General features: G+C 60.4%; 20 protein-coding genes. 13 read left to right on the top strand and 7 right to left on the bottom strand.

Annotated features, from left to right (window positions below):
- Positions 1-30: 30 nt before the first annotated feature.
- The 4 genes from AC6I7J_RS13420 to AC6I7J_RS13405 all read left to right on the top strand — a co-directional run bounded on the left by AC6I7J_RS13420 (position 31) and on the right by AC6I7J_RS13405 (position 4,410).
- Positions 31-423, top strand: a complete 393-nt coding sequence (locus AC6I7J_RS13420; RefSeq protein WP_021508485.1) for a YbhQ family protein — start codon at positions 31-33, stop codon at positions 421-423.
- Between the two features lie 239 nt (positions 424-662).
- Positions 663-2,069 carry an ATP-dependent RNA helicase RhlE gene (gene rhlE, locus AC6I7J_RS13415; protein ID WP_021508484.1) on the top strand — a complete coding sequence of 469 codons (1,407 nt, stop codon included), beginning with the start codon at positions 663-665 and terminating at the stop codon, positions 2,067-2,069.
- Between the two features lie 4 nt (positions 2,070-2,073).
- Entirely contained in the window at positions 2,074-3,036 is a 963-nt protein-coding gene (dusC, locus tag AC6I7J_RS13410; protein WP_264239504.1) for a tRNA dihydrouridine(16) synthase DusC, read from the top strand.
- 174 nt (positions 3,037-3,210) lie between these two features.
- On the top strand, positions 3,211-4,410 hold the full coding sequence (locus AC6I7J_RS13405; RefSeq protein ID WP_498005927.1) for an MFS transporter: 1,200 nt from the start codon (positions 3,211-3,213) through the stop codon (positions 4,408-4,410).
- On the opposite strand, the gene AC6I7J_RS13400 is transcribed toward AC6I7J_RS13405, so the two are convergent.
- Positions 4,394-6,001, bottom strand: coding sequence for an inorganic phosphate transporter (locus AC6I7J_RS13400; protein WP_260641227.1), 1,608 nt, complete (start codon positions 5,999-6,001; stop codon positions 4,394-4,396). The genes AC6I7J_RS13405 and AC6I7J_RS13400 overlap by 17 nt on opposite strands.
- A gap of 166 nt (positions 6,002-6,167) precedes the next feature.
- On the opposite strand from AC6I7J_RS13400, the gene AC6I7J_RS13395 reads away from it, so the two are divergent.
- Positions 6,168-7,193 (top strand): transporter, encoded by a 1,026-nt coding sequence (locus AC6I7J_RS13395; RefSeq protein ID WP_498005925.1) that lies wholly within the window; start codon positions 6,168-6,170, stop codon positions 7,191-7,193.
- 98 nt (positions 7,194-7,291) lie between these two features.
- On the opposite strand, the gene AC6I7J_RS13390 is transcribed toward AC6I7J_RS13395, so the two are convergent.
- Together AC6I7J_RS13390 and AC6I7J_RS13385 are read right to left on the bottom strand one after the other, a co-directional pair.
- Positions 7,292-8,404 carry a L,D-transpeptidase family protein gene (locus AC6I7J_RS13390; RefSeq protein WP_058775308.1) on the bottom strand — a complete coding sequence of 371 codons (1,113 nt, stop codon included), beginning with the start codon at positions 8,402-8,404 and terminating at the stop codon, positions 7,292-7,294.
- A 199-nt stretch (positions 8,405-8,603) separates the two neighbouring features.
- Entirely contained in the window at positions 8,604-10,418 is a 1,815-nt protein-coding gene (locus tag AC6I7J_RS13385) for a glycoside hydrolase family 15 protein (protein ID WP_021508478.1), read from the bottom strand.
- A gap of 118 nt (positions 10,419-10,536) precedes the next feature.
- Here AC6I7J_RS13385 and AC6I7J_RS13380 point away from each other — a divergent pair, with 118 nt between their 5' ends.
- Complete coding sequence (locus AC6I7J_RS13380) at positions 10,537-11,316, top strand: SDR family oxidoreductase (RefSeq protein WP_058757839.1); 780 nt, start codon at positions 10,537-10,539, stop codon at positions 11,314-11,316.
- On the opposite strand, the gene AC6I7J_RS13375 is transcribed toward AC6I7J_RS13380, so the two are convergent.
- A complete protein-coding gene (locus AC6I7J_RS13375) occupies positions 11,313-11,888 on the bottom strand; it encodes a DedA family protein (RefSeq protein ID WP_021508476.1) in 576 nt (191 codons plus the stop codon). The genes AC6I7J_RS13380 and AC6I7J_RS13375 overlap by 4 nt on opposite strands.
- A 164-nt stretch (positions 11,889-12,052) precedes the next feature.
- On the opposite strand from AC6I7J_RS13375, the gene AC6I7J_RS13370 reads away from it, so the two are divergent.
- The 3 genes from AC6I7J_RS13370 (at position 12,053) to AC6I7J_RS13360 (ending at position 16,471) form a co-directional block, all read left to right on the top strand.
- A complete protein-coding gene (locus tag AC6I7J_RS13370; RefSeq protein ID WP_059011173.1) occupies positions 12,053-12,640 on the top strand; it encodes a Yip1 family protein in 588 nt (195 codons plus the stop codon).
- Between the two features lie 226 nt (positions 12,641-12,866).
- Positions 12,867-13,805 carry a D-alanyl-D-alanine endopeptidase gene (pbpG, locus tag AC6I7J_RS13365; protein ID WP_058769479.1) on the top strand — a complete coding sequence of 313 codons (939 nt, stop codon included), beginning with the start codon at positions 12,867-12,869 and terminating at the stop codon, positions 13,803-13,805.
- 224 nt (positions 13,806-14,029) lie between these two features.
- Complete coding sequence (locus tag AC6I7J_RS13360; protein WP_498005922.1) at positions 14,030-16,471, top strand: DUF3772 domain-containing protein; 2,442 nt, start codon at positions 14,030-14,032, stop codon at positions 16,469-16,471.
- A gap of 102 nt (positions 16,472-16,573) precedes the next feature.
- Here the strand turns inward: AC6I7J_RS13360 and dld are convergent, their stop codons facing one another.
- Positions 16,574-18,283 carry a D-lactate dehydrogenase gene (dld, locus tag AC6I7J_RS13355; RefSeq protein ID WP_058781288.1) on the bottom strand — a complete coding sequence of 570 codons (1,710 nt, stop codon included), beginning with the start codon at positions 18,281-18,283 and terminating at the stop codon, positions 16,574-16,576.
- A gap of 154 nt (positions 18,284-18,437) precedes the next feature.
- Here dld and bglX point away from each other — a divergent pair, with 154 nt between their 5' ends.
- Positions 18,438-20,735: a beta-glucosidase BglX gene (gene bglX / locus AC6I7J_RS13350; protein ID WP_498005920.1), complete on the top strand. Its 2,298-nt coding sequence runs from the start codon at positions 18,438-18,440 to the stop codon at positions 20,733-20,735.
- Positions 20,736-20,917: 182 nt separating this feature from the next.
- Positions 20,918-21,796: an oxygenase MpaB family protein gene (locus AC6I7J_RS13345; protein WP_498005918.1), complete on the top strand. Its 879-nt coding sequence runs from the start codon at positions 20,918-20,920 to the stop codon at positions 21,794-21,796.
- Here the strand turns inward: AC6I7J_RS13345 and AC6I7J_RS13340 are convergent.
- Positions 21,787-22,080 (bottom strand): hypothetical protein, encoded by a 294-nt coding sequence (locus AC6I7J_RS13340; RefSeq protein WP_058757834.1) that lies wholly within the window; start codon positions 22,078-22,080, stop codon positions 21,787-21,789. The two genes, AC6I7J_RS13345 and AC6I7J_RS13340, sit on opposite strands and share 10 nt — an antisense overlap.
- A gap of 226 nt (positions 22,081-22,306) precedes the next feature.
- Here AC6I7J_RS13340 and AC6I7J_RS13335 point away from each other — a divergent pair, with 226 nt between their 5' ends.
- On the top strand, positions 22,307-23,416 hold the full coding sequence (locus AC6I7J_RS13335) for a suppressor of fused domain protein (protein ID WP_058769485.1): 1,110 nt from the start codon (positions 22,307-22,309) through the stop codon (positions 23,414-23,416).
- Positions 23,417-23,466: 50 nt separating this feature from the next.
- Here AC6I7J_RS13335 and AC6I7J_RS13330 read toward each other — a convergent pair whose 3' ends face one another.
- A complete protein-coding gene (locus AC6I7J_RS13330; protein ID WP_498005916.1) occupies positions 23,467-24,360 on the bottom strand; it encodes a LysR substrate-binding domain-containing protein in 894 nt (297 codons plus the stop codon).
- Between the two features lie 100 nt (positions 24,361-24,460).
- Between AC6I7J_RS13330 and AC6I7J_RS13325 the strand changes: the two genes are divergently transcribed.
- On the top strand, positions 24,461-25,195 hold the full coding sequence (locus tag AC6I7J_RS13325) for a sulfite exporter TauE/SafE family protein (protein ID WP_215800263.1): 735 nt from the start codon (positions 24,461-24,463) through the stop codon (positions 25,193-25,195).
- Positions 25,196-25,211 lie beyond the last annotated feature (16 nt).

The following is a 25,211-nucleotide window of genomic DNA, read 5'->3' as shown; positions in this document are numbered from 1 at the left end:
GCGACCTGTTGGGTCTGCCAGGAGAAGAGAATGAAATGGTCTAATCGTGTTCAGATTGTTACCGGTCAAACCTGCCTGCATATTGCGACCCACCTGCTGGTGATCGCGGCGCTGGTGTGGGGCTGGAAACATAAGGCACTGGTCGAAGTGAGCAGTACCCTGGTGGCAGCTTATGCGCTGGTGTTCATCACCATGCTGGCCCTGCAGCGTAGTGCCCGTTTGCGCCGCTTTGGTGACTCTCTGGAAGAAGTGACGACGACATACTACTTCGGCGCGGCGATGCTGACGCTGTTCCTGATTTCACGCTTCATCCACAACAATCTGCTGATTGGTTGTCTGGGCGTGGTAATGCTGGTGGGCCCGGCGCTGGTGTCGCTGCTGGCCAAAGAGCCACCGCAGCGCGTGCAGAAAAAACGCAGCTAAGCGGACGTGCCAGCAAGAAAAGAGGAGCCCACTGCGGCTCCTTTTTTATGCGCTACCGCGCAGCGGCCCATCACCCTCACGTTTTGCTGGTCGCGGTTCTTACGGAAAGCTGCTACACTGCCGCACTTACGCATGGTAGTTTGTGCCCTTTTCACACGCAGGCCTTGAGGCTGCGTCATATCCCCCCTGAAAACTACATCGCGCAGCGCGATCAGGGCGGTTCGGAGTAATACACCTGCATGTCTTTTGACTCTCTCGGCTTGAATGCCGATATTTTGCGTGCGGTAGCAGAACAGGGCTACCGTGAACCGACGCCAATCCAGCGTCAGGCGATTCCCGTGGTGCTGGCCGGTCGTGACCTGCTGGCGAGCGCCCAGACCGGCACGGGTAAAACCGCCGGTTTCACGCTGCCTCTGCTGCAGCGTCTGTCAGAAAAACCGGCAGCGGCGCGCGGTCGCCGTCCGGTACGTGCGCTGATCCTCACTCCAACCCGTGAACTGGCAGCGCAGGTTGGCGAAAACGTACGTGAATACAGCCAGTACCTCAATATGCGTTCGCTGGTGGTGTTCGGCGGCGTCAGCATTAATCCGCAGATGATGAAACTGCGCGGCGGCGTCGATGTACTGATCGCCACGCCGGGGCGTTTGCTCGATCTGGCGCACCAGAACGCGGTCGATCTGTCCCAGGTGGAAATCCTGGTGCTGGACGAAGCGGATCGTATGCTCGACATGGGCTTCATCCACGACATTCGCCGCGTGCTGGCAAAACTGCCGGCCAAACGGCAGAACCTGCTGTTCTCTGCCACCTTCTCGGACGAGATCAAAGCGCTGGCGGAAAAGCTGCTCACCAACCCGGAACAGGTAGAAGTGGCACGCCGCAACACCGCTTCCGAGCAGGTGTCGCAGCAGGTGCATTTTGTCGATAAGAAGCGCAAACGGGAACTGCTGTCGCTGATGATTGGTCGCGACAACTGGCAGCAGGTGCTGGTATTCACCCGCACCAAGCACGGTGCTAACCACCTCGCTGAGCAGCTCAATAAAGATGGCATCACTGCCGCCGCGATCCACGGCAACAAGAGTCAGGGCGCGCGTACCCGTGCGCTGGCCGACTTCAAAACCGGCGGCATTCGCGTGCTGGTGGCGACGGATATTGCCGCGCGCGGTCTGGATATCGAAGAGCTGCCGCACGTGGTCAATTACGAGCTGCCGAACGTGGCAGAAGATTACGTGCACCGCATTGGCCGTACCGGTCGTGCCGCGGCCACCGGTGCTGCGCTGTCGCTGGTGTGCGTGGACGAGCACAAGCTGCTGCGTGATATCGAGCGCCTGCTGAAGCGGGAAATTCCGCGCATTGCGCTGCCGGGCTTTGAGCCGGATCCGAGCATCAAGGCGGAGCCGATTCAGAATGGCCGTCAGCAGCAGCCACGCGGACGTGGCCAGGGCCGCGCGCCGGGGCAGGGTGCTGACGCACCGCGCAGCCGCAGCGGCGGCAATGGTCAGCGTGCCAGCGCCGGTAACGGCGGCGCGCGTCCACAGGGCGAGGCGCGTGCACCGCGTCGTCCGGGCAACAACGGCCCGGCGGCAGGCAACGCGGGTAAACCGGCGCGCTCACGTCGTCCGGCAGCGAAGAGCAACGGGAACGCGTAACGGTATGCGGGTTTTACTGGCGCCTATGGAAGGCGTACTGGATTCGCTGGTACGTGAACTGCTCTCCGGTGTGAATGACTATGACCTGTGCGTCACTGAGTTTTTACGCGTGGTTGATCAGCTGCTGCCGGTAAAATCCTTCTACCGTTTGTGTCCGGAACTGCACCATCACAGCCGGACGCCCTCCGGCACGCGCGTGCGCATGCAGCTGCTGGGCCAGTATCCTGAGTGGCTGGCAGAAAACGCTGCACGCGCGGTGGAGCTGGGTTCGTGGGGCGTTGACCTCAACTGCGGCTGCCCGTCGAAGCTGGTGAACGGCAGCGGCGGCGGTGCGACGCTGCTGAAAGATCCGGAGCTGATCTATCGCGGTGCCAAAGCGATGCGCGAGGCGGTGCCCGCTCATCTGCCGGTCACGGTGAAAGTGCGGCTCGGCTGGGATTCGGGCGCGCGGCGTTTCGAGATCGCCGATGCGGTGCAGCAGGCCGGTGCCAGCGAGCTGGTGGTGCATGGCCGGACCAAAGAGGACGGCTATCGCGCAGAGAGCATCAACTGGCAGGCGATTGGTGAGATTCGCCAGCGTCTGACAATTCCGGTGATCGCCAACGGCGAAATCTGGAACTGGCAGGATGCGCAGGATTGCCTGCGCATTACCGGCTGCGACGCGGTCATGCTCGGGCGCGGCGCGCTCAATGTGCCTAACCTGGGGCGCGTGGTGAAATACAACGAAGCCCCGATGCCGTGGTCGCAGGTGGTTGAGCTGCTGCTGCGCTACACCCAGCTGGAAAAGCAGGGTGATACCGGCAATTATCACGTGGCGCGCATCAAGCAGTGGCTGGGCTATCTGCGCAAAGCCTACCATGAGGCCGACGGCCTGTTCAGCGAGATCCGCACGCTGCGTGTCTCCGCCGAGATCGCCAGCGCCATCGAACGCCATGCCGCACGCATGGCCCAGGTGTCCTGCATCTGAACCTGAGCGGTGGTACCTGAACCGTCAGGTCCGCCGCTTTAACGGGCAAGCCAGCGATCACCCGGTGAAAGCGTGCGCTGCCGCCATGTTTTATAACAAAAAAAGCCGCGATCCTTAGTCTGCTAACCGGTATAGTGAATCTTCGCTTTCACCACGTTTCTGACGCCATCTTCCATGTCTGACGCCGCTGTAATGAGTAATGCTCAGTTAAATAAACGCATCCTCTCCGTCATCGTTTTCACCTTCTTTTGCTACCTGTCCGTCGGGTTGCCGCTGGCGGTGCTGCCGGGGTTTGTGCATAACCAGCTGGGCTTCAGCTCGTTTATCGCCGGGCTGATCATCAGTCTGCAATATTTCGCCACGCTGCTCAGTCGCCCGCACTCTGGCCGGCTGGCCGATCGCTACGGCCCGAAACGCGTGGTGATGATGGGGCTGGTGTGCTGCGGCATGAGCGGCGTGCTGTCGATCATTGCCGCGCTGTGCAGCGGTGCGCCGCTGCTGAGTCTGACGCTGCTGGCGCTGGGGCGGCTGTTTCTCGGCGTTGGGGAAAGTTTCAGCAGTACCGGCTCGACGCTGTGGGGCATGAACATTGTCGGCCCGCGGCAAACCGCGCGGGTCATTTCGTGGAACGGCGTGGCGACTTATTTTGCCATGGCGATTGGTGCGCCGCTGGGCGTGCTGCTGAATCAGATTTTTGGCATCAGCGGCTTTGCCGGTCTGGTCGCGCTGATGGGGGCGATCGGCTTCTGGATGGCCTCCGGCAAGCCGGCGGTCAGCGTCAGCGCCGGCGTGCGCATTCCGTTTCATCGCGTGGTCAGCCGCGTCTGGCTGTTTGGCCTGGCGCTGGGATTTGGCACCATCGGCTTTGGCGTGATCTCCACCTTCATTACCCTTTATTTCGCCAGTCGCGACTGGAGCGGCGCGGCGTTCGCCCTGACGCTGTTCAGCCTCGGCTTCGTGCTGGTGCGGCTGGCGTGCGGGCGCTATATCACGCGCTTCGGCGGGCTGCAGGTTTCGCTGATCTCCTTCGTGCTGGAGGGTGCCGGTCTGCTGCTGATCTGGCAGGCGGACAGCAGCTGGCTGGTGGATATTGGCGCCTTCCTCACCGGCGGCGGTTTCTCGCTGGTGTTCCCGGCGCTGGGCGTGGAAGCGGTGAAGCGGGTACAGCAGCAGGATCAGGGATCGGCGCTCGGTACCTATTCGGCGTTTCTCGATTTGGGGCTGGGGTTAACCGGACCAGTGGCGGGGCTGTTAATCGGCCACTGGGGCATGCAGTCGGTGTATCTGGCGGCAGCACTGATGGTGCTGGGCGCGTTCCTGATTACGCTGCGCCTGCACCAGCAGTCTTCAGAGCCTATCAGGCCAGATGAATAAACAGCGCATACAGCAGCCCTGACAGCAGCACCGATACCGGCAGCGTCAGCACCCACGCCAGCGCCAGGTTGCGCAGGGTGGCGAGCTGCAGGCCGGATCGGTTGGCCGCCATGGTACCGGCCACGCCGGACGACAGCACATGGGTGGTCGACACCGGCAAACCAAAGGCATCGGCTGCGCCGATAGTAGCCATCGCCACCAGCTCCGCACTGGCACCCTGCGCATAGGTGAGATGGGTTTTGCCGATGCGCTCACCCACCGTAACCACAATCCGGCGCCAGCCGACCATGGTGCCGAGACCCAGCGCAATCGCCACTACCACTTTTACCCACATCGGGATAAAGCGCGTAGCCGCGTCCAGCTCGTGCTTCACCGCCGTCAGGTTACGCGCCGTCTCTTCCGGCAGCGCGACGTTGGCCGATTGCAGATGCTTGATGGTCTCCGAGGCGAGATACATATCGTTGCGCGTGTTGGTGACCGCCTGCGCCGGAATATTTTCTACCGAACCGTACTGGCGAATCTGTTCGCCGATATCGCCGAGCATCATGCCGAGCGCCGGCAGCACCTGCGGCCGGTTCTGGCTGGTGCGTACATATTCCGTCAGCACCTCACGCGCTGCCGGCATTGCGGCGGGCGGCGGCTGCAGCGTTAGCAACTGCTGTTCGGTCACCTGGGTTAACGCCGCCACGCGCGGAATTTGCTCCGGCGGCAGCGAGCGGTTGAGCGCATAGGCGATCGGCATAGTGCCAACCAGGATCAGCATAATCAGCCCCATGCCTTTCTGACCGTCGTTCGAGCCGTGGGCAAACGAAACGCCGGTACAGGTGAGGATCAGCAGGCCACGAATCCACGCTGGCGGCGGCTGATTACCTTCCGGCGCCTGATACAGCTGGCGATTGCGCACCAATGCCTTCATGGCCAGCAGCAGCACGGCGGCGCAGATGAAGCCTATCACCGGCGACAGCAGCAGGGCGTAACCGACTTTAACCGCCTGATCCCAGTCGACGCCGCTGGTGCCGCTGCGGCCGTGCAGCAGCGCATTCGCCACGCCCACGCCAATAATCGAGCCGATCAGCGTGTGCGAAGAGGAAGAGGGCAGGCCGAAATACCAGGTGCCAAGGTTCCAGACAATCGCCGAGCACAGCAGCGCATACACCATGGCGAAACCGTGACCGCTGCCCGCCTGCAGAATCAGCTCCACCGGCAGCAGCGAAATAATGCCAAACGCCACCACGCCGCTGGAGAGCAGTACGCCAAGGAAATTACACAAGCCGGACCACACCACCGCCACGCCCGGCGACAGCGAGTGAGTGTAGATCACCGTGGCGACGGCGTTGGCGGTATCGTGGAAGCCGTTAACAAACTCGAAGCCGAGCGCAATCAGCAGCGCCACGCCGAGCAGCAGGAACGGCGTATAGCTGGTGACGACCGCGCCGGTCTCTTCTACGTCGTTAAACAGGTTGATGCCGGTAAAGAGCAGCCCGGCCACCAGCAGCAGCAGAAAGAGCACGCGCGACGCGCGACCGCTGCGCGGGTGCAGATTGGGCCGTCCGCGGGCGGACGATGATGCAGGGAAACTGTTTTCAGCCATAACACACCCCCCGGGGTGAATTAACGATGCACGAATGGCACCCGTTAACTGCAGTGTGATACGGGTTTTGTATGACAGAATGATGATGCCAGCGCGGGCTGTCATCATGCTGTAACAGACCTGTCGCAGGCTGTGGATCTGACCGCTCTGGGATCTTCACGCCGCTATGCTCCAGCCTGTCCTGCCGCTTGCCTCGCTGCCCGACTTCAATAACGAAGTCGCCGGACTGATTCACGGTTACCTGTTCAACCCGGATGCGCCGCCACAGCGGCTCAACGCCCGCGAGGCCGCGCAGCTGGCGCGGCACACCCTACCCGACGGCTGCTTTCTCTGGCTGCACATTAACCTGAATCATGCCCGCGCCGAGCGCTGGGTTCAGGACCACTTCAGCGTAGATGACGATTTTTTCGATGAGATTCATTCAGCCTCGCCGCGCACCCGGCTGGCACAGCAAAACGATGCGCTGCTGGCGGTGCTGAATGACGTCACCTTCAGTAAAGAGGAGCGCAACACGCAAAATGCGACGCTGTGGATCTGGTGCCGGCCGCAGGTGATGGTCAGCGCGCGCTATCGCCCGGTTGGCATGATTGAACGTATGCATCAGCAGATTGATCGGCTGTGCTTCAGCGCGCCGGATGCGATGCTGCTGTGGCTGCTCGGCGAACAGGAAGCGCAGCTGGAGCAGGTGGTGCGGCGCTCCAGCCAGGCGGTGGATGCGATAGAAGAGCGGCTGCTGAGCGCGGCGATCAAAGCCAACCGCAGCGAGCTGGGCCATCTGCGCCGCATGCTGCTGCGCGTCCAGCGGCTGCTGGCGCCGGAGCCGGCCGCGCTGTTTCGCCTGCTTAACCGGCCGCCAAACTGGCTCAACCGGGAACCGCTCAGTGAGCTGCGGATTTTCACCGAGGAGTTCAGCGCAGCGCTTAACGACCTTGCCAGCCTGATGGAGCGCATTCGCCTGCTGCAGGAGGAGATCGCTGCCCGCCTGATGGAGCAGAGCAACCGAACGCTGTTTTTGCTCACCTCAATCACCGTGCTGGCGCTGCCCATCAATATCGTAGCCGGTTTTTTTGGCATGAACGTGGGCGGCATTCCGCTGGCGAACAATCCGCACGGCTTTCTGCTGCTAGTGCTGGTGGTGCTGGTGTTTACCCTGGTGGCGGGCTGGCTGGCGTTACGCCGACCACACGATTGAGCGCGCAACTGCACCGCGACACAATCGCACAATGATCCCGGCGATCGGGCAATAAAAAAGCCAGCCCTGCGGCTGGCTTGATCATCGACAGCGAACCCTTACAGGCTGTTGCCGTTGCTGGCAGGCTGTGCCGGCGCGGCCTGCTCAACCGGAGCGGCTTCAGCGGGCTGCTGTGCATCGGCCTGCGGCGCGACGGCGGTGGCACCCTGCGGCGTCATAGGCTCTTCTTTCGGCATCGCGTCAGAAGACTCCTGCACCATCACCGGCGCAGGCTGGGCTTCGCCCGGCTGACCGTTGATTTTGGTCGGCATACCGGTACGTGCCTGGATGGCGTTGTTCACGGCATCCTGATTGGTGCTGGCATCGGCCACCACTTTGGTCACGGCGGACGTCAGGCTGATTGGCACCAGTTCACGTGAGTTAAACTGCTCTTCGGTGGTCGACAGCGGGTTGTGAACCTCGATGTAGCGCGAACCGTCTGGCTCAACGGTGGCTTTTACCGGCTGGTCAATGAACTGCACGCGCGTACCCACTGGCACGTTGTCGAACAGCCATTTGATGTCGTCCGCACGCAGACGCACGCAGCCGTGGCTCACGCGCAGGCCGATACCAAAGTTGGCGTTGGTGCCGTGAATCGCATACAGACGGCCAATGTACAGCGCGTACAGGCCCATCGGGTTATCCGGACCTGCCGGGAACACGGCCGGGATGCTCTCGCCGCGCGCCGCGTACTCTGCGTGCATCGCTTTGGTTGGCGTCCAGGTCGGGCCATTCTTCTTGCGCTCAACCGCGGTGGTCCAGTTAACCGGCGTATCTTTACCCAGCTCGCCGATACCGATCGGCAGCACCACGACAGTTTTGGTGCCTTTCGGGTAGTAATAGAGACGCATCTCGGCGCTGTTGATCACGATGCCTTCACGCGGTGCGTCAGGCAGAATCAGCTGCTGCGGGATCACCATTTTAGTGCCTGCTTTCGGCAGGTAAACGTCCACGCCCGGATTAGCTTCCAGCATGTTGCTGAGGCCCATCTGGTACTGCGCCGCAAACGCTTCCAGCGGCAGTTTGCTGTCGTCTGGCACGGTGATTTCAATATTTTCGCCAATCAGGCGGCTATTCGCTGGAGGCAGCGGATAGACGACTGCAAAGGCCGACTGGCTGAACGCCGCCAGTACGAGGGCGAGTGAAGCGAACGCGCGAATGCTTTTTTTCATGTTTTTACAAGTCGTTATGGCCATTTTCATGGCTTGTCAGTGTGTCGAACCCATCAGGGTCAGAATAACCCGCTGCGCATTATATGTGCATAGGCGCAATGATGGGAATCAGGATTTTCGCTGGTTGAAGATACTTTACGCAAAACGCGGCGTTTCACAGACTATTCTCTTTGCCACGCCGCCCAAAATGTGAATTTTCTTACGGTTGCCACAGCGTCACTTCGCCGCTCAGTTTACGGTTGAGGAAAAACGCGGCACTGATCAACGCCAGATGGGTCAGCGCCTGCGGCATGTTGCCCAGCGCGTTGCCGTGCGAGGTAAACTCCTCGGCGTACAATCCCAGCGGATTGGCGTAGCTCAGCAGCTTTTCAAACTCGAAATGTGCCTCATGCACCCGCCCGGCGCGCGCCAGACACTCCACATACCAGAACGAACAGGCGGCAAATGCGCCCTCGCCGCCGGTCAGCGCATCGGCGGGCGTCTCACTGATGTTATAACGCCGCACTAAACCGTCGCTCACCAGATGGGTTTTAATCGCATCCAGCGTGGCGATCCACTCCGGATCGGTCGAGCTGACAAAGCGCACCAGCGGCATCAGCAGCATCGACGCATCCAGGTATTTACCGCCGCGCGTGGCGGTGAAGTGGCCGAGTTCGTCGTTCCAGAAGTTCTGCCAGATGTCGTCGCGGATCTCGCTGCGCACCCGGTCCCAGCGATCGTACGGCATCGGCAGCGAACGCTTCATGCCCAGCCGCAGTGCGCGGTCCAGCGCCACCCAGCACATCAGGCGCGAATGCAGAAAGTGCTCCGGCTCGCCGCGCATCTCCCAGATACCGGCGTCCGGCTGGTTCCAGTTCACGCAGACGTAGTCAATCATGCTGGACACATGGCGCCAGCCGCGCTGCGAGATAGCTTCGCCGTATTTGTTCGCAAGGTAGACCGCATCCATCAGCTCGCCATAAATATCCAGCTGCGTCTGGCGCCAGGCATCATTGCCGATGCGCACCGGGCGCGAGTTGGCGTAACCGGAGAGGTTGAGCAGTTCGGTCTCGTGCAGCTCGGTGCCGCTGTCGAGGCGATACATCACCTGCAAATGCGGCGTATCGTCGTGGCTGTGCTCAACGCAGCGGCCGACCCAATGGGTGAAGTCACGCGCTTCTTCCACATAGCCGAGCCGCATCAGCGCGTACATGCTGAACGAGGCATCGCGGATCCACGAGGCGCGGTAATCCCAGTTACGCTCGCCGCCCAGCTCTTCCGGCAGGCCAAAGGTGGCGGCAGCCGCAATTGAGCCGTGCTGGTGCGAGGTGAGCAGCTTGAGCGCCAGCGCCGAGCGCGTCACCATCTCGCGCCAGCGACCGCGATAAGAGCTGTGGCTGCTCCAGCGCCGCCAGTAATCCACGGTATCGCGAAAGCAGCGCTCGGTCGCGATATGCTGCACCTGCGGATCGTCATCGTTGCCAAACACAAATTCGGCGTGCTCACCGGCCTGCAGGGTAAACTGCGCCACCGCGCTGTCCGGTTCGCGCGTCATCACCACCGTGGCGCTCAGGCGCAGCGACGGCTGGCCTTCGGCGACAAAGGCGATACCGCCTGGTCGCGTCTCCGTGCGCGTTTCGGCACGGGCATAGTCGTGGCGCGGCGCGCAGCGCAGATCAAAGGTGGCGGTGCCGCGGATCATTTTTACCCGCCGCACCAGGCGCGGCACTTTGCTGCGCTCATCGCAGATCGGCATGTAATCAGTGATTTCCGCCACGCCGGCCTCGTCAAGCCAGCGGGTTTGCAGAATGTTGGTATCGGGCAGGTAGAGCTGCTGCTGGCGCGCGTTTTGCCACTGCGGTGCCAGCGAAAACAGGCCGGCTTCGTCGCTGTCGAGCAGGGCGGCAAACACGGAGGGGCTGTCGAGTTCGGGCCAGCAAAGATAATCAATGGTGCCGTCGTTCGCGATCAGGGCACAGGTGCGTAAATCACCGATGACGCCGTGATCGTCAATTCTGCGTTTAATCTTGCTCATCCTGCCTCCTGAACGCTATCCGATTGTTAACTATAGACGAAACGGCAGAATCGGCTGCGACGTGGCACAGAACGATAACTTCTATACTGTGAAGACACCCATCAGGCAGGAGAACGTTATGACACTGGGCAAACAGAAAGTCGCCGTAGTGACCGCTTCAGATTCGGGGATTGGACGCAGCTGCGCCGTGATGCTGGCTGAGGCCGGCTACACCGTCGGCATTACCTGGCGCTCGGATGAAGAGGGCGCGCAGGAGACCGCGCGGCTGGTGGAGAGCAAAGGCCAGCTGGCCCAGGTGCGGCAGCTCGATCTGTCCGATCCGCAGGCTGGCGGGCAGCAGCTGGCGCAGCTGATCAACTCGCTGGGCCGCATCGATGTGCTGGTGAACAATGCCGGCGTGATGACCAAAGCCGATTTTCTCGATGTGACCTTTGAGGACTGGCGCAAAGTCTTTACCGTTGACGTAGACGGCGCCTTTGTCTGCGGACAGATTGCCGCGCGTCATATGGTGGATCAGGGCGACGGCGGGCGCATCATCAACATCACCTCGGTGCATGAGCATACGCCGCTGCCGGACGCCGCCGCCTATACCGCGGCCAAGCATGCGCTTGGCGGGCTGACCAAATCGATGGCGCTGAGCCTGCTGCCGCATCACATTCTGGTGAATGCCGTGGCGCCGGGCGCCATCGCTACGCCGATGAACGACATGAGCAACAGCGAGGCGCACAGCCGGCGCATGCCGGAAATCCCGATTGGCCGCCCTGGCGATACGCGCGAAATCGCCAGTCTGGTGGCGTGGCTGTGCTCGGAATGGGCCACTTACACCACCGGGCAGTCATTCGTGGTCGACGGCGGCTTCATGCTGGCCAACCCGCAGTTCAAGGGTTACCACAGTTAACCGGCGCGGCGGCGGTTCCAGCGGCGAATCACAAAGCGCAGCACGATGCCGAACACAATTGCCGCCGCCAGCCAGATGAAGTGCTTGAGGTGCTGATCAAGCTTGTGCAGCCACGGCGTAATAATTTCACCGGCGAAGTAGCCGAGGGTGACAAAAATCAGCGCCCACAGCGCGGCGCCAATGACGTTAAGCACGAAAAAGCGCAGCGGCTTAAGGCGGCTGGTGCCAATAATAATCGGTCCAATCAGGCGAAAGCCGTACATGAAGCGCACGCCAATCACAAACAGGCTGGGGTGCTTCTGAATCAGCCGGTTAGCTTTTTTAATTGTGTCCTGATGTTTGCGGAAGCGCCGCAGAATGCGCGTGCCATAGCGGCGGCCAAGCCAGAACAGCAGCTGATCGCCAATAATGCCGCCGCCCATCGCCGCCAGCACCACGCCGCTGAAGTGCAGCAGGCCTTCGTGCGCCGCGACGCCGCCCAGCAGGGTAAAGGTTTCCCCTTCGGCAATGCAGCCAATCAGCAGCGCCAGGTAACCGTACTGGGTGATTAATCCATTGATATCGATGTGCAATTTTTCCTCCCTGGGTAAGCGATACAGCTAACAGTCTAGCTGGCTGCGGCTTTTTTTGTGCCGCTGGCCGCAAAAACAGCCGCGCCGATTATACTTGAACTGAAGCTGCCTGCATTGGACAGCCTGATCGCTGGGGCAGCCCGTCGCATCAGAGGAGTGATTGTATGAATCATGTCTGGGGTCTTCTGGCGCATCCCAATCAGGAGATGCGTGATATCAAGCAGGAAAACGAGAGCGTTTCGCACCATTACACCCATCACGTTCTGCTGATGGCGGCGATCCCGGTGATCTGCGCCTTTATTGGCACTACGCAGCTGGGCTGGAATCTGGGCGAAGGGCAGTTCGTGCAACTCAACATGCTGACCGGTATTGGTCTCGGCATTCTGTTTTACCTGATCATCTTAGGCGGTGTGGCGGTGATGGGCCGCGTCATTCACTGGATGGCGCGCGACTATCCGCAGCGTCCCAGCATTCAGCGCTGTACCGTGTTTGCCGGCTATGTGGCAACGCCGCTGTTTATCAGCGGGCTGGTGGCGCTCTATCCGCTGGTGTGGCTGTGCGTGCTGGCCGGGGCGATAGCGCTGATGTACACCGGTTATCTGCTGTACGTCGGCATCCCGGTGTTCCTCAATATTGACCGTGAAGAGAGCCTGCGCTTCTCCGGCTCGACGCTGGCGATTGGCGTGCTGGTGTTCGAGGTGCTGCTGGCGCTGACGGTGATTCTGTGGGGTTACGGGCCACGCTTGTTCTGACCGTGATAAAGGTCAGGTCGTCAGCCATGGCGACCTGACTGATCCCGCTGCGCCTGGCAGCGTTTGTCATGCCCGCCTTTTTTTTAACGCCCGGAAACAATCTCCCTAAGAAATTTCGCAGACGAGCGCGTATGATAGCGCAGCCAGCCCGCGTCGCATCAGGCCTGACGCCGGCGGCCTGTGTTTCGACACAGCGCAAACCTCCTCACCGGATTTTTTTGACACGATGTCTGTAAAAATGCGTATTTCTTTGCTGTCGCTGGCGCTGTTTGTCGCCGCGCCAGCTGCGATGACTCCGGCGCTCGCCGCCGCAGCAAAACTGGCCGATCTGGCGCCGATTGCCCAGCCGCAAATCGCCTCCGGCAGCGCGCTGATTGTCGATCTCGATAATAACAAAGTGCTGTTTTCCAGCCATCCGGATCGGGTGCGGCCTATCGCGTCGATCACCAAAGTGATGACTGCGATGGTGGTGCTGGATGCCCGGCTGCCGATGGACGAAATGCTGTCTGTGGATATCAGCCAGACGCCCGAAATGCGCGGCGTATTCTCGCGCGTGAAGCTCAACAGTGAAATCAGCCGCCGCAACATGCTGCTGCTGGCGCTGATGTCCTCGGAAAACCGCGCGGCGGCCAGCCTGGCGCATCACTATCCCGGCGGTTACGACGCCTTTATCCGCGCTATGAACGCCAAAGCGCGCGCGCTCGGCATGACGCACACCCACTACGTAGAGCCGACCGGTTTGTCGCTGCATAACGTTTCCAGTGCGGAAGATCTGGTGAAGCTGCTCAAGGCCACGCGCCAGTATCCGCTGATTGGTCAGCTGAGCACCACCAAAGAGGAGACGGCGGTGTTTAAACACCCCAGCTACGCGCTGCCGTTCCGCAATACTAACCACCTGGTGTACAAAAATGACTGGCGCATACAACTGACCAAAACCGGTTACACCGACGAGGCCGGTCACTGCCTGATAATGCGTACCATGATTAATAACCGCCCGGTAGCGCTGGTGGTGCTGGATGCGTTTGGCAAATATACCCACTTTGCCGATGCCAACCGCCTGCGCGACTGGCTGGAAACCGGCAAGGCGGCGCCGGTGCCGGCGGCCGCGCTGGCGTACAAAAAGCAGAAAGCGTCGCAGCTTGCCAGCAGTGCGGACGTGGAGTAACGCAACCTGTTACTCAGCGTAGCGGCGCAAGGGAGTGCGCCGTGTGTCGTGGTGGCGCGTGGCTGACGGTCAACGGCGCTTAAATGAACAAAATTTCTTATCGTTAGCACCAATGTTTTACGCCACCATTCCTATAGTTTCCCTGACGGCAAAGTCCTACACTGGCGACCATTCACGGTCAACCTTGCGTTTATAGGCTGTTATTGCGCTGGAATCTCACTCATATGTTCAAGTTTCGTTCTCTGTTTACCCCGTTCCTGCTGCTACTGGTGTTATTCACGCCGGCGCTCAGCTATGCGGATGACAACGCCGCGCCCGCGCAGCAGGAAGAAGACGCGGCACCGAAGATCAATCCGGCGGTAGAACTGCCGAAGATGCAGAAGATCCTCGACAAAATTAAGGGCCAGGTGTCTGGCGATACCAATGAAAACCAGCTCAACCAGCTCAATGAGATGGCGCTGGAGCTGTCAGGTAATGCGGAAACCCTCGGCCAGGCGCTGATTCCGCAGCGTCAGCAGCTGGATGCGCAGCTGGCGGTGCTCGGCCCGGCGCCGAAGGCGGACAGCGGCGTGAAAGAGACGCCGGAAGTGACGCGCAAACGCGCCGCGCTGGAGAATCAGAAGGGCAAACTGGATGATCAGATCAAGCAGGCCGACGGCATCAAAAACGGGGCGCTGGTGCTATCCTCGCAGATCGTCAACCTGCGGCGCGATCAGCTGAAAAGCCAGCTGGCGCTCAACTCCGGCAGTATTTTAGGGCCACGCTTCTGGTCACCGCTGTTCAGCCGTCAGGACCTGGATGGCGAAAAAATTGGCGACTTTATCAGCGAGCTGCAGGATACCGCCGCGCTGTCGTGGGAGCCGGGCTGGCGCGTGGGCACGGTCGGCTGGCTGCTGGCGGCGCTGCTGGTGATGACGCTGGGCCGGCGTTACAGCGAAGAGTTTCTGGCGTGGGTCAGCATTCACAAACTGCCGGAAGGGCGGCTGCGCCGCAGCTTCCTCGCGGCGGCGATTGCGCTGACCACGCTGGCGGCCGTGGTGCTGACCTTTAATTTTCTCTCGCTGGCGTTTGTGCGCCGCGATGAAGTGTCCAGTGACGTGCAGGATTTTATCAGCCGTCTGGTGCAGCTCAGCGTTTACTGCGGACTGATCGCCGGTCTCGGCCGCGCATTTCTGTCAACGCGCCGCCCGAGCTGGCGTCTGCCGAGCATCTCCAGTGAAGTGGCGCTGGCGCTGAAGCCGTTCCCGCCGATTACCGCCGCGCTGGTGTTTATCTTCCAGACCGCCGAGTCGTTTAACTACACGGTCGGCACCAGCCTGAACACCACCATTTTTGCTAACGGCCTGACGGCGCTGCTGATTGGCAGCACCGGGCTGGCGATCAGCATGCGCACCAATCGCGTGCGTCGTCGCATGGCGCAGGCCGGCAATCCGCCGGAAGCGCGTCCCACAGTCGTCGGCCTGGTGCAGCTGGCGCTGACGGTCACCGCCGTGGCGATTCTGGTTTCGCTGATTGTCGGCTACGTCACGCTGGCGCGCTTCCTCAGCTATGAAGTGATCTGGTGCGGCATCCTGTTTGGCTCGTTCTACTTCCTCAGTCATCTGATCAACGACGGTTGTGAAAGCCTGTTCTCCACCAACAACGCGACCGGCAAGCGGTTGCAGACCTCGCTGAATATTGACGAGCGCTACCTGCAGCAGGCCGCAACGCTGCTCAGCGCCGTGGGTAAAACTCTGCTGGTGGCATTTGTTGCGCTGGCGCTGCTCAACGGCACGTTTGCCTCGTCCACGCCGATTGAGCTGATCCAGAAAGTCATTGAGTTCTGGGGTGGCAAAGGGCTGGAGTCGCTCAACATTGTGCCGGCGCACATGGTGAACGCCATTCTGTGTCTGGTGGTGGGTATCTACGTGCTGCGCTCGGTGCGGCGCTGGCTGGACAAAGAGTTCCTGCCGAAGACCACCATGGATATCGGCATGCGCGTGTCGCTGGTGACGCTGTTCAGCAATATCGGCTACGTGCTGGTGATCCTGCTGACGCTGTCGATTATGGGGCTGCAGTGGAACAAGCTGGCATGGATCGTCAGCGCCCTGTCGGTGGGTATCGGTTTCGGCTTACAGGAGATTGTGAAGAACTTTATCTCCGGTCTGATCCTGCTGACCGAGCGTCCGGTGAAGGTCGGCGATCTGGTGAGCATCAGCGGTATCGAAGGGGATATTCGCCGTATTAACGTGCGTGCGACTGAGATTCAGCTGGGCGATAAATCTACGGTGATTGTGCCGAACTCGCAGCTGATTTCGCAGAACGTGCGTAACGCCACCATGGGCAATGCGCAGGGCGTGGTGACGATTCAGCTGACCTTCCCGCTGGATATCGATCCGGTGCAGGTGCGCGAACTGTTGCTGGACGTGTATCGCGAGAACGAGCGTATTCTCGAAACGCCGGAGCCGTCGGTTTCGTTTAAAGATTTGACGCCGGCGGGTATTGTGCTGAGCGTGACCGGCAACGTCGCCAGCCAGCGCCAGATTTCCGGTGCGAAAAGCGATCTGCTGTTCGATATCCTGACGCGCCTGCGCAAAGAGGGCATCGTGCTGTCGACGCCGCAGACCATGATTATCGAACGCCGCGCGCTGCCGGCGACGCAGAATGAAGGTGAAGCGTTGCCATAATGGCATGAGACCGTAGCGGCGCAATTCATTGCGCTAAGGTTTGCCTCTGATGCAGCAAACCCGCGCGATAAATCGCGCCGCTACGGGTCCGGCAGATCTGACTCAGGCTTTCACCGCCCAGCCTTTTTGCTTACTGGTTTTCCCGATGCCCGGGTTAAAGGTATTGGTCGGATCGAGCTGGCGATAAAACGCCTGCAGCTGCGGTTTGGCCGCATACAGATGGCCAACGTTATGCTCTGCCGGATACTCCGCGCCGCGCGCCGCGAGGATCGCCAGCATCTTCTCCTTCAGCGCATGGGCATCTACGCCTTTCTTCACAATGTAATCCTGATGAAACACGTGGCAGAAGAAGTGGCCGTAGTAAAGGCGATGAATCAGATCGTTATCAAACTCCGGCGGCAGGCGCTCAAACCACTCCTGATCGTTGCGGCGCAGCGCAATGTCCAGCGCCAGAATATCCTCCACTTCGTCAGCGTGCACTGCGTGATAACGCACGGCGGCACCGGCTGCGGCAAAACGATGCAGAAAGGCGTGCGCGCCCTCTTTGGCGTCGCAGGCAAAGAACTCACCGCCGCCTTCGCGGAAATACTCCTGCAGATACGCCTGCGCTTCGGCCACGCCGTCGCCGGACATCTTCAGCATCAGGTGGTGCTCGTATTTGTCACGATACTGCTTCAGGCGCTTCGGCAGGTGCGCCGGGAACCAGCGGCTGATGCGTTGCAGCAGGCGATCGGTCAGGTGCGGCTTAACGAAGCTCAGCTTGCTGAGCCAGGCATCAACCCGGCCTTTGAGGGTGAAAAACAGCGGCATCTTGTCGGTGCCGAGTTTATCAATCATCACAAAGGTGTCTTTGCCGTAGACCTCGGCGATGTCGAAAATATCGCGGTGCATGTACTCACCGGCGACCGGTAAATGGGTAAACTCCGCCAGCATGTGGCGACGCAGCTCGCCGAGCGTCGCCGGGTCGTTGGTGCCAATGTAAAACACCTGCTGCTTCGGCTCGGTGGGGAAGGTGTCGAGCCGCACGGCAAACACCGCCAGTTTGCCGGCGCAGCCTGACGCCTCAAACAGGCGCCGCTGGTCGGCGTTGAAACGCGCCGGCGTATCGGCATGAATGTCCCGCACCCGCTCGGCGTATTCGTGGTCGGACGCGTGGCGCGCATCCCAGCGCACATCATCCGGCTGCCAGCGCTCGTCGTCCAGCCGGCCGAGAATCTCTTCCGGCGAATGACCGAGGTCGATGCCCAGATGGTTGACCAGCCGGAGCTTGCCGTCGGCGTCCACCTGCGCAAACAGCGCCATTTCGCTGTAGGCCGGGCCGCGTTTGATCAGCGAGCCGCCGGAGTTATTGCAGATGCCGCCCAGCACCGAGGCGCCGATGCACGAAGAGCCAATCACCGAGTGCGGCTCGCGCCCGAGCGGTTTAAGGGTTTTCTCCAGCTGATACAGCGTGCTGCCGGGGAAGGCGAGAATCTGCCTGCCGCCGTCGATCAGCTGCAGTTTGTCGAGACGCAGGGTACTGATGATCACCACCGGGCGATCGTAATCGTTGCCGTTGGGCGTTGAACCTTCGGTCAGACCGGTATTGGCGGCCTGCATCAGCACGATGGCATCGGCCTGAACCAGCGCCTGCAGCACGCGCCATAGCTCCAGCAGTGAGCCGGGGAAAACCACCGCCAGCGCATCGCCCTCGCCGGAACGGAAACCCTTACGATAGCGCGCGGTTTGCTCCGCGTCGGTCAGCAGCTGTGATGCGCCGACCAGACGGCGCAGCTCGGACAGCAGGGCAGGGTGTGAGGTGTTGTTATTCATTAGCCTTCCTTGTCGTTAACGTGGCGTTTCTACTGTAGCACGCGTCGGCCACGGGGGCGCAGTGTGACAATGGCGGCTACCTGCTATCCTCATCTTGTGGCACACTGCCCCGGTTATTTCGATATTGCGCAGTTACTTAAGAGAACCCGACCTGATGAAATGGATTTACTCTGTTAGCCTCGCTGTTTCCCTTGCCGTGCAACCCGCGTTTGCGGACGATCTGTTCGGCCCCCATCCAATGACGGAACAGGCGCGTGACGCCTTTGTTAATCAGCTGCTGAGCAAAATGACGCTGGATGAAAAGATCGGGCAAATGCGCCTGATCAGCGTCGGTCCGGATACGCCAAAAGAGGCGATTCGCGACATGATTCAGCACGGCCAGGTCGGGGCGATTTTCAATACGGTAACGCGTCCGGATATCCGCGCCATGCAGGATCAGGTCATGCAGCTCAGCCGCCTGAAGGTGCCGCTGTTCTTTGCTTATGACGTGGTGCACGGCCAGCGCACCATTTTCCCGATTCCGCTCGGCCTCGCCGCCAGCTGGGATCTGCAAGCCGTTAGCGAAGTGGGACGCATCTCCGCCTATGAAGCGGCAGACGACGGCCTCAACATGACCTGGGCGCCGATGGTGGATGTGTCGCGCGAACCGCGCTGGGGCCGCGGCTCTGAAGGATTTGGCGAGGATACCTATCTCACCTCGCAGATGGGCAGTGCGATGGTCAAAGCCATGCAGGGCAAGAGCGCCGCCGACCGCTACGCCATCATGACCAGCGTTAAGCACTTTGCAGCTTACGGCGCAGTGGAAGGCGGTCGTGATTACAACACCGTCGATATGAGCCCGCAGCGCCTGTTCCAGGATTATCTGCCGCCGTATAAAGCTTCGCTGGATGCCGGCAGCGGCGGCGTGATGGTGGCGCTCAACTCGCTGAACGGCACGCCGGCCACCGCCGACAGCTGGCTGCTGAAAGATATTCTGCGCCACGACTGGAAATTCAAAGGCATCACCATCAGCGATCACGGTGCCATCAAAGAGTTAATCAAACACGGCGTCGCCAGCGATCCGCAGGATGCCGTGCGCATTGCGCTGAAATCCGGCATCGACATGAGTATGAGCGACGAGTATTACAGCAAATACCTGCCGGGGCTGGTGAAAAGCGGCGCGGTGAGCATGGCGGAAATCGACGATGCGGCCCGTCATGTGCTCAACGTTAAATATGACATGGGCCTGTTCAACGACCCGTACAGCCATCTCGGTCCGAAAGGCAGCGATCCGCAGGACACCAATGCGGAAAGCCGCCTGCACCGGGCGGAAGCGCGCGACGTGGCGCGCCGCAGTATGGTGCTGCTGAAAAACTGGCATGAAACCCTGCCGCTGAAGAAAGAAGCGACCGTGGCGCTGGTGGGACCGCTGGCCGATAGCCAGCGCGATATCATGGGCAGCTGGTCGGCTGCGGGCGTGGCGAAGCAATCTGTCTCGCTGCTGCAGGGCATGCGCAGCGCCATGGCCGGCAAAGGCACCGTGCTGTATGCCAAAGGAGCCAATATTTCCGATAACAAAGGTATCCAGAACTTCCTCAACCTGTATGAGCAGGCGGTCAGCGTCGATGCCCGTTCGCCACAACAATTGATTGACGAAGCGGTCGCACAGGCGAAAAAAGCGGACGTGGTAGTGGCGGCAGTGGGCGAGGCGCAGGGTATGGCGCATGAAGCGTCGAGCCGCAGCGACCTGGTGATCCCGCCGAGCCAGCAGAAGCTGCTGGCGGCCCTGAAAGCCACCGGGAAACCGCTGGTGATTGTGCTGATGAATGGCCGTCCGCTGGCGCTGGTGAATGAGGACCGCATGGCGGATGCGATGCTGGAGACCTGGTTCAGCGGTACCGAGGGCGGTAACGCCATCGCCGATGTGCTGTTCGGTGATTACAACCCATCGGGCAAACTGCCGGTGTCATTCCCGCGCTCGGTCGGTCAGATTCCGATTTATTACAATCATTTGCCAACCGGCCGTCCGTACAATTTCGAGAAGCCGAACAAGTACACCTCGCACTACTACGACGCGGTCAACGGTCCGCTCTATCCGTTTGGTTACGGTTTGAGCTATACCCGGTTCAGCGTGTCGCCGGTGAAGATGTCTGCCCCGACCATGCCGCGTAACGGCACGGTGGAAGCCAGCGTGACGGTGACGAATACCGGCAAACGCGATGGTGCCACGGTGGTGCAGCTGTACCTGAACGATCCGGTCGCCAGTATCAGCCGTCCGGTGCAGGAGCTGCGCGGCTTCCAGCGCATTATGCTGAAGGCCGGCGAGTCGCAGACCGTGCGCTTTAAGATTGATGTCGATGCGCTGAAGTTCTGGAATCAGAAGATGCAGCACGTCGCCGAGCCGGGCAAATTCAACGTGATGATCGGTCTGGATTCAGTCAGAACCCAGGATGCGCAGTTCGATTATTTGTAATTGAGGGTTTGTTATCCTGGTTTCCCTCACCCTAACCCTCTCCCGGCGGGAGAGGGAACCGATCAAACCGACTTTTAGCGGATATTATCCTCTGACCTGCCCGCTTCAGCGGACTGCCCCCTCTCCCGCGCGCGGGAGAGGGCTGGGGTGAGGGAAAAGGTCATTAGCGCAAGAACGAACAAATGAATCTCCGCCACCGCATCGAACAGCAAGTCTTTCGCCTTAACGGCCTGTCGCTCAACGAATTTGACATCTCTCAACCGCCGGGCGATCCCGGCCTGTTCGGTCCAGACCACATCATCTGGCAGGTGCACGGCGACTTTCCCGCGATGCTGTGCGGCGGCATCAGCGCGCTGATGCTACAGATGCTGCATCCGGCGGCGCTGGCGGGCGTGTGGGATCACTCCAGTTTCCGCCAGGACATGCTTGGCCGGCTGCGGCGCACCAGTCAGTTCATCGCCGTCACCACCTTCGGCAACACCGCCGATGCGCATACCCTGATTGAGCGGGTCAAACGCATCCATCTGCGCGTCACCGGCATCGATAACACCGGCAAACCTTATGCCGCCAGCGATCCGCATCTGCTCACCTGGGTGCACGTTGCAGAAACCAGCCGCTTCCTGGCCGCGCATCTGCGCTACAAAAATCCGCAGCTCAGCCTCGCCGATCGCGATCGTTATTACGCCGAAGCGGCGCGGGTGGCGGAAGCGCTTGGTGCGCAGCAGGTGCCGAAAAGCGTAGAGGCGGTTGAGGGCTATTTACAGGCGATGCGGGCAGAGCTGGTTTACGATGCGCGCACTCGCGAAGTGATGCAGCTGCTGCTTAACGCGCCGGCACCCAGCTGGCAGGCGAAACCGGCAATGCGCGTCATGCTGCGGGCTGGCTGTGGTCTGCTGCCCGACTGGGCGCAACAGCTGATGCAACAGCCGATCGGGCCAGTGACGCAATGGCGGATTGATAAGCAGATCGCGTTGATTGCCGCCCTGTTGCGCTGGTCAATCCAGCGTGGCGCCTGGGCGCGTGCCATGCAGCGCATGGGGCGCGATCCGCGTTACAGGTGAAATTCATCCTGCTTGCTGGTGTAGCTACGCGGCGTGCGCGCCTCGCGTTTCAGCAGGAGCTGGCGCTGCTGATAGTGATGCAGCAGCATGCCCAGGCCAACGCCCAGTAGCGCCAGCGGCACCAGCGTGTAGTAGATATCCAGCGGTAGCAGCACCAGCAGCGCGATGGCACCGACGATCAGCGTCAGGGCTGCCATCACCCACGTATAGCGGACAAACAGCCACAGCAGCAGGGCGAGAATCACGATTTCGCGCAGATTGAGATCGAGGGTTTGCAGCACCATGACGACAGCTCCGCAACAGAAGAGTGCGCTGACAATAGCATGCGAAGCGGTAAAAGAATCGCAAAAAAATCTGAAGCTTCGCCGCCGCTGCCCCCGCCATTCTTAAGCCGGGCTGAACGATGGCCTGGCGCACTTTGAGAGTTTTACCCTTGTGTCACATGGCGCGAGTGCCGATCCTGCTCTATTCTCGGGGAAAATGGATCCCTCCAGGCATTGTCGAGGCGTTATGACACACCAACCTCTGATTGCTGAGGTGCCGAATCAGCAACACACTTTAACCGCCATCGTTGAACAGGATGCGCGTACCGCCTATTTTTATATCTGGCCGAACGACCTGTTCCGCAGTCAGTACGCCGTGCGCGGCTGCTGGTTGCGCAATCTGCTGCCGGCACCGGCGCAGGAAGATCGCGAAGCGATGGAGCAGGGTATTGCGCCGCTGCTCAGCGCCAGCTATTGCCGCACGCTGGAAGCGGAGCCGATGCTCGATCCGGCCGGCCTGCAGATTCTGTGGGAGCCCAGCGACGACGGTGCCGCGCTGTGGTATTACGGCCAGCTGCTGGCGGTGATCCCCGGCTGGAGCCTGTATCAGGACAAGCAGGTCAGCTTCTCGGCGGGCTGCATCAAAGAGAACCGTCTCACCGCGCCGCTCGGTTCAGCCTCCACCAACGATTACTACGCGCGCGCCGAACAGCAGCGTCATTTCTGGCGTGACTGGCACGATGGCCAGCAGTGGGATCGCGTGCAGAGCGAGCTGCTGCAGCGTTACCAGGCGCAGTTTGGTGAGTCGGTAAAATATTACGCCATCGATCAGGGCAACTGGCCGCCGATGGCGATTTCGCAGCACTGGCATAACGGCGTGTGGTATTTCTTCACGCTCGGCATGAGTATCCGGCCGATGCCGCAGGTGGATTACCTGTTTGACGAGCTGGCACCGCAGTACCGGCGTGTAGAGCTGGCGATGGCGGTGGATGGCGAAGTGATGACCGAGGCCAACGCGGTACAGATGGCCAGCGCGCTGGCGGAGTTTGCTCATCTGCCGTGGGCGCGGCTGACGTGGATTGGCGAAGGGCACACGCTGGCGTCGGAAGTTGCGCCGGTCGGCTTTGAAAGCTTCCTGCTGGCCAACGGGCTGGCGGGCGAAAGTGCACAGCTGCGGCTGCCGAAGCGCGACGGCGATCGGCCAAATCTGCTGTGGGCGACGCCGATCACCGAAGCCGAGCGGCTGTTTGCCCAGGCGGACGATCGCGGCGGCCAGCAGCTGCTGCAGCGTTTGCTGGCGCAGGGCAGCGATCATGTGTTCCGTCCGCGCCAGGAAGTGGTGGAGTCCGCACCGTAGTGCCTGCCGAAAAGCCCCGACATACCCCTCTGGCAGCGACCAGGCGGGTATTAACCGCATGCTTCCCGTTCCAGCCATGCGACAAAGCGGTTTAGCGACGATGATTTATCCACGTCAGGCGCAATTAACGCCACGTAGCGGCTTCCCTTCGCCTCAACAGCTAACGGGGTGACAAGCCGGTTGCCCTGCAGATCATGTCCCAGCATTTGTATTCCACCGATACCCACACCGACGCCATCAATAATCGCCTGCAGACTAATATAATTGTGTTCGAATCGCTGAAAACGTTCCGGGCGCACCTCCCCGACGCCAGCCTGCTTCATCCACCGTTCCCACTCACCTGACCGCGTACTGGATAACACGACAACGTGGGTCGCCAGGTCTGCAGGGGTGTTCAGCGCTTTTGTGGCTAACAGTTTCGGCGCGGCAATCAGGGTGAGCTTTTCCTCAAATAACGCTTTCTTCTCAAAGTAACGCCATTCAGGTTTGTTCAGCGCATCCCGGCGAATCAATACGTCAAAGCCAGATAGCCCTTTCACCTCCGAACTGTTTGAGGTGGATACCGAGATTTCAATGTCAGGATATTGGCGGTGGAATGCCGGCAGGCGCGGGATCAACCAGTGCATCGCAAAGGTGGTTTGCGCATTGACGCGTATCGTGCGGGTGTTGGGTGTTTTGCCAAAGCGCACCGCAGCATCGCTGATGATGTCAAAAGCGGTGCTGATCTCTGCGGCAAAAGCCCGGGCATGTTCCGCCGCCACGCTGCGCTGTCCCTGACGTTCAAATAACGGTTGTCCCAGCCACGCTTCAAGCAATTTGATCTGGCGGCTAACGGCACCGTGAGTCATCCCTAATTCCTCAGCCGCGTCACTCAGGCTGTTGGCGTGCGCGGCCGTTTCGAACAGCCGCAATGCATTCAACGGTGGCAGGTTACGTTTTTTCATCTGTGACTTTTAGTATCAGGAGTTGGCAATATTTATCGATATTATGATCGAATTGCCCTCATTAAGATGCGTGCTTTGCCGTTGAAAATGAGGAACGTCAGTGGGTGATTATCTCTTTGTGACGCTGATCGCGATCCTCTCCGGGGCGCTGAGTGGCATCATCGGCACCGGTTCTTCGTTACTGCTGCTGCCGCTGATGGTCAGCAATTTCGGCCCCAGAGTGGCGATGCCGGTCATGGCTATCGCCGCAATCCTGGGAAATCTCTCGCGCATCGCGGTCTGGTGGCGTGAAATCGACTGGCGCGCCACTCTGGCCTATAGCCTGCCTGGCGTACCAGCTGCGTCGTTAGGCGCACATGTGCTGCTCTCTTTACCTGCCTGGCTCATTGATGGTGCGCTGGGGCTGTTTTTCTGGGTGATGATTTTGGTCAGACGCAGCCTGAAAAACAGTCACTGGACGCTCTCGATAAAGCAGTTAGGGCTTTGTGGTGGTGTGGTGGGTTTTCTGACAGGACTGGTTCTCACCACCGGACCGGTGAGCGTGCTGATTTTTACCGCCTATGGATTAAGCCGTGGCGCGTTTATTGGCACGGAAGCATCGAGCGCCTTGCTGTTATATTTCAGCAAGGTCAGTACGTTCGCCTTCCAGCAGGCGCTCTCAATGCAGGTTGTGCTCACCGGTGTGTTAGTGGGCAGTGGCATTATGCTGGGCACCCTGAGCACGAAGGTGATAGTCCAGAGACTGTCAGTCACACAATTTGCCGTACTGATAGACGTCATTCTGTTTATTTCCGGCGCAGGATTAATCGTTAATGCCTGGTCAGGAGCACCATAAAATCAATCTTCATCTC

The organism is Type-C symbiont of Plautia stali, from assembly GCF_059730935.1.
This window is presented reverse-complemented; position numbering and strand designations above follow the sequence as displayed.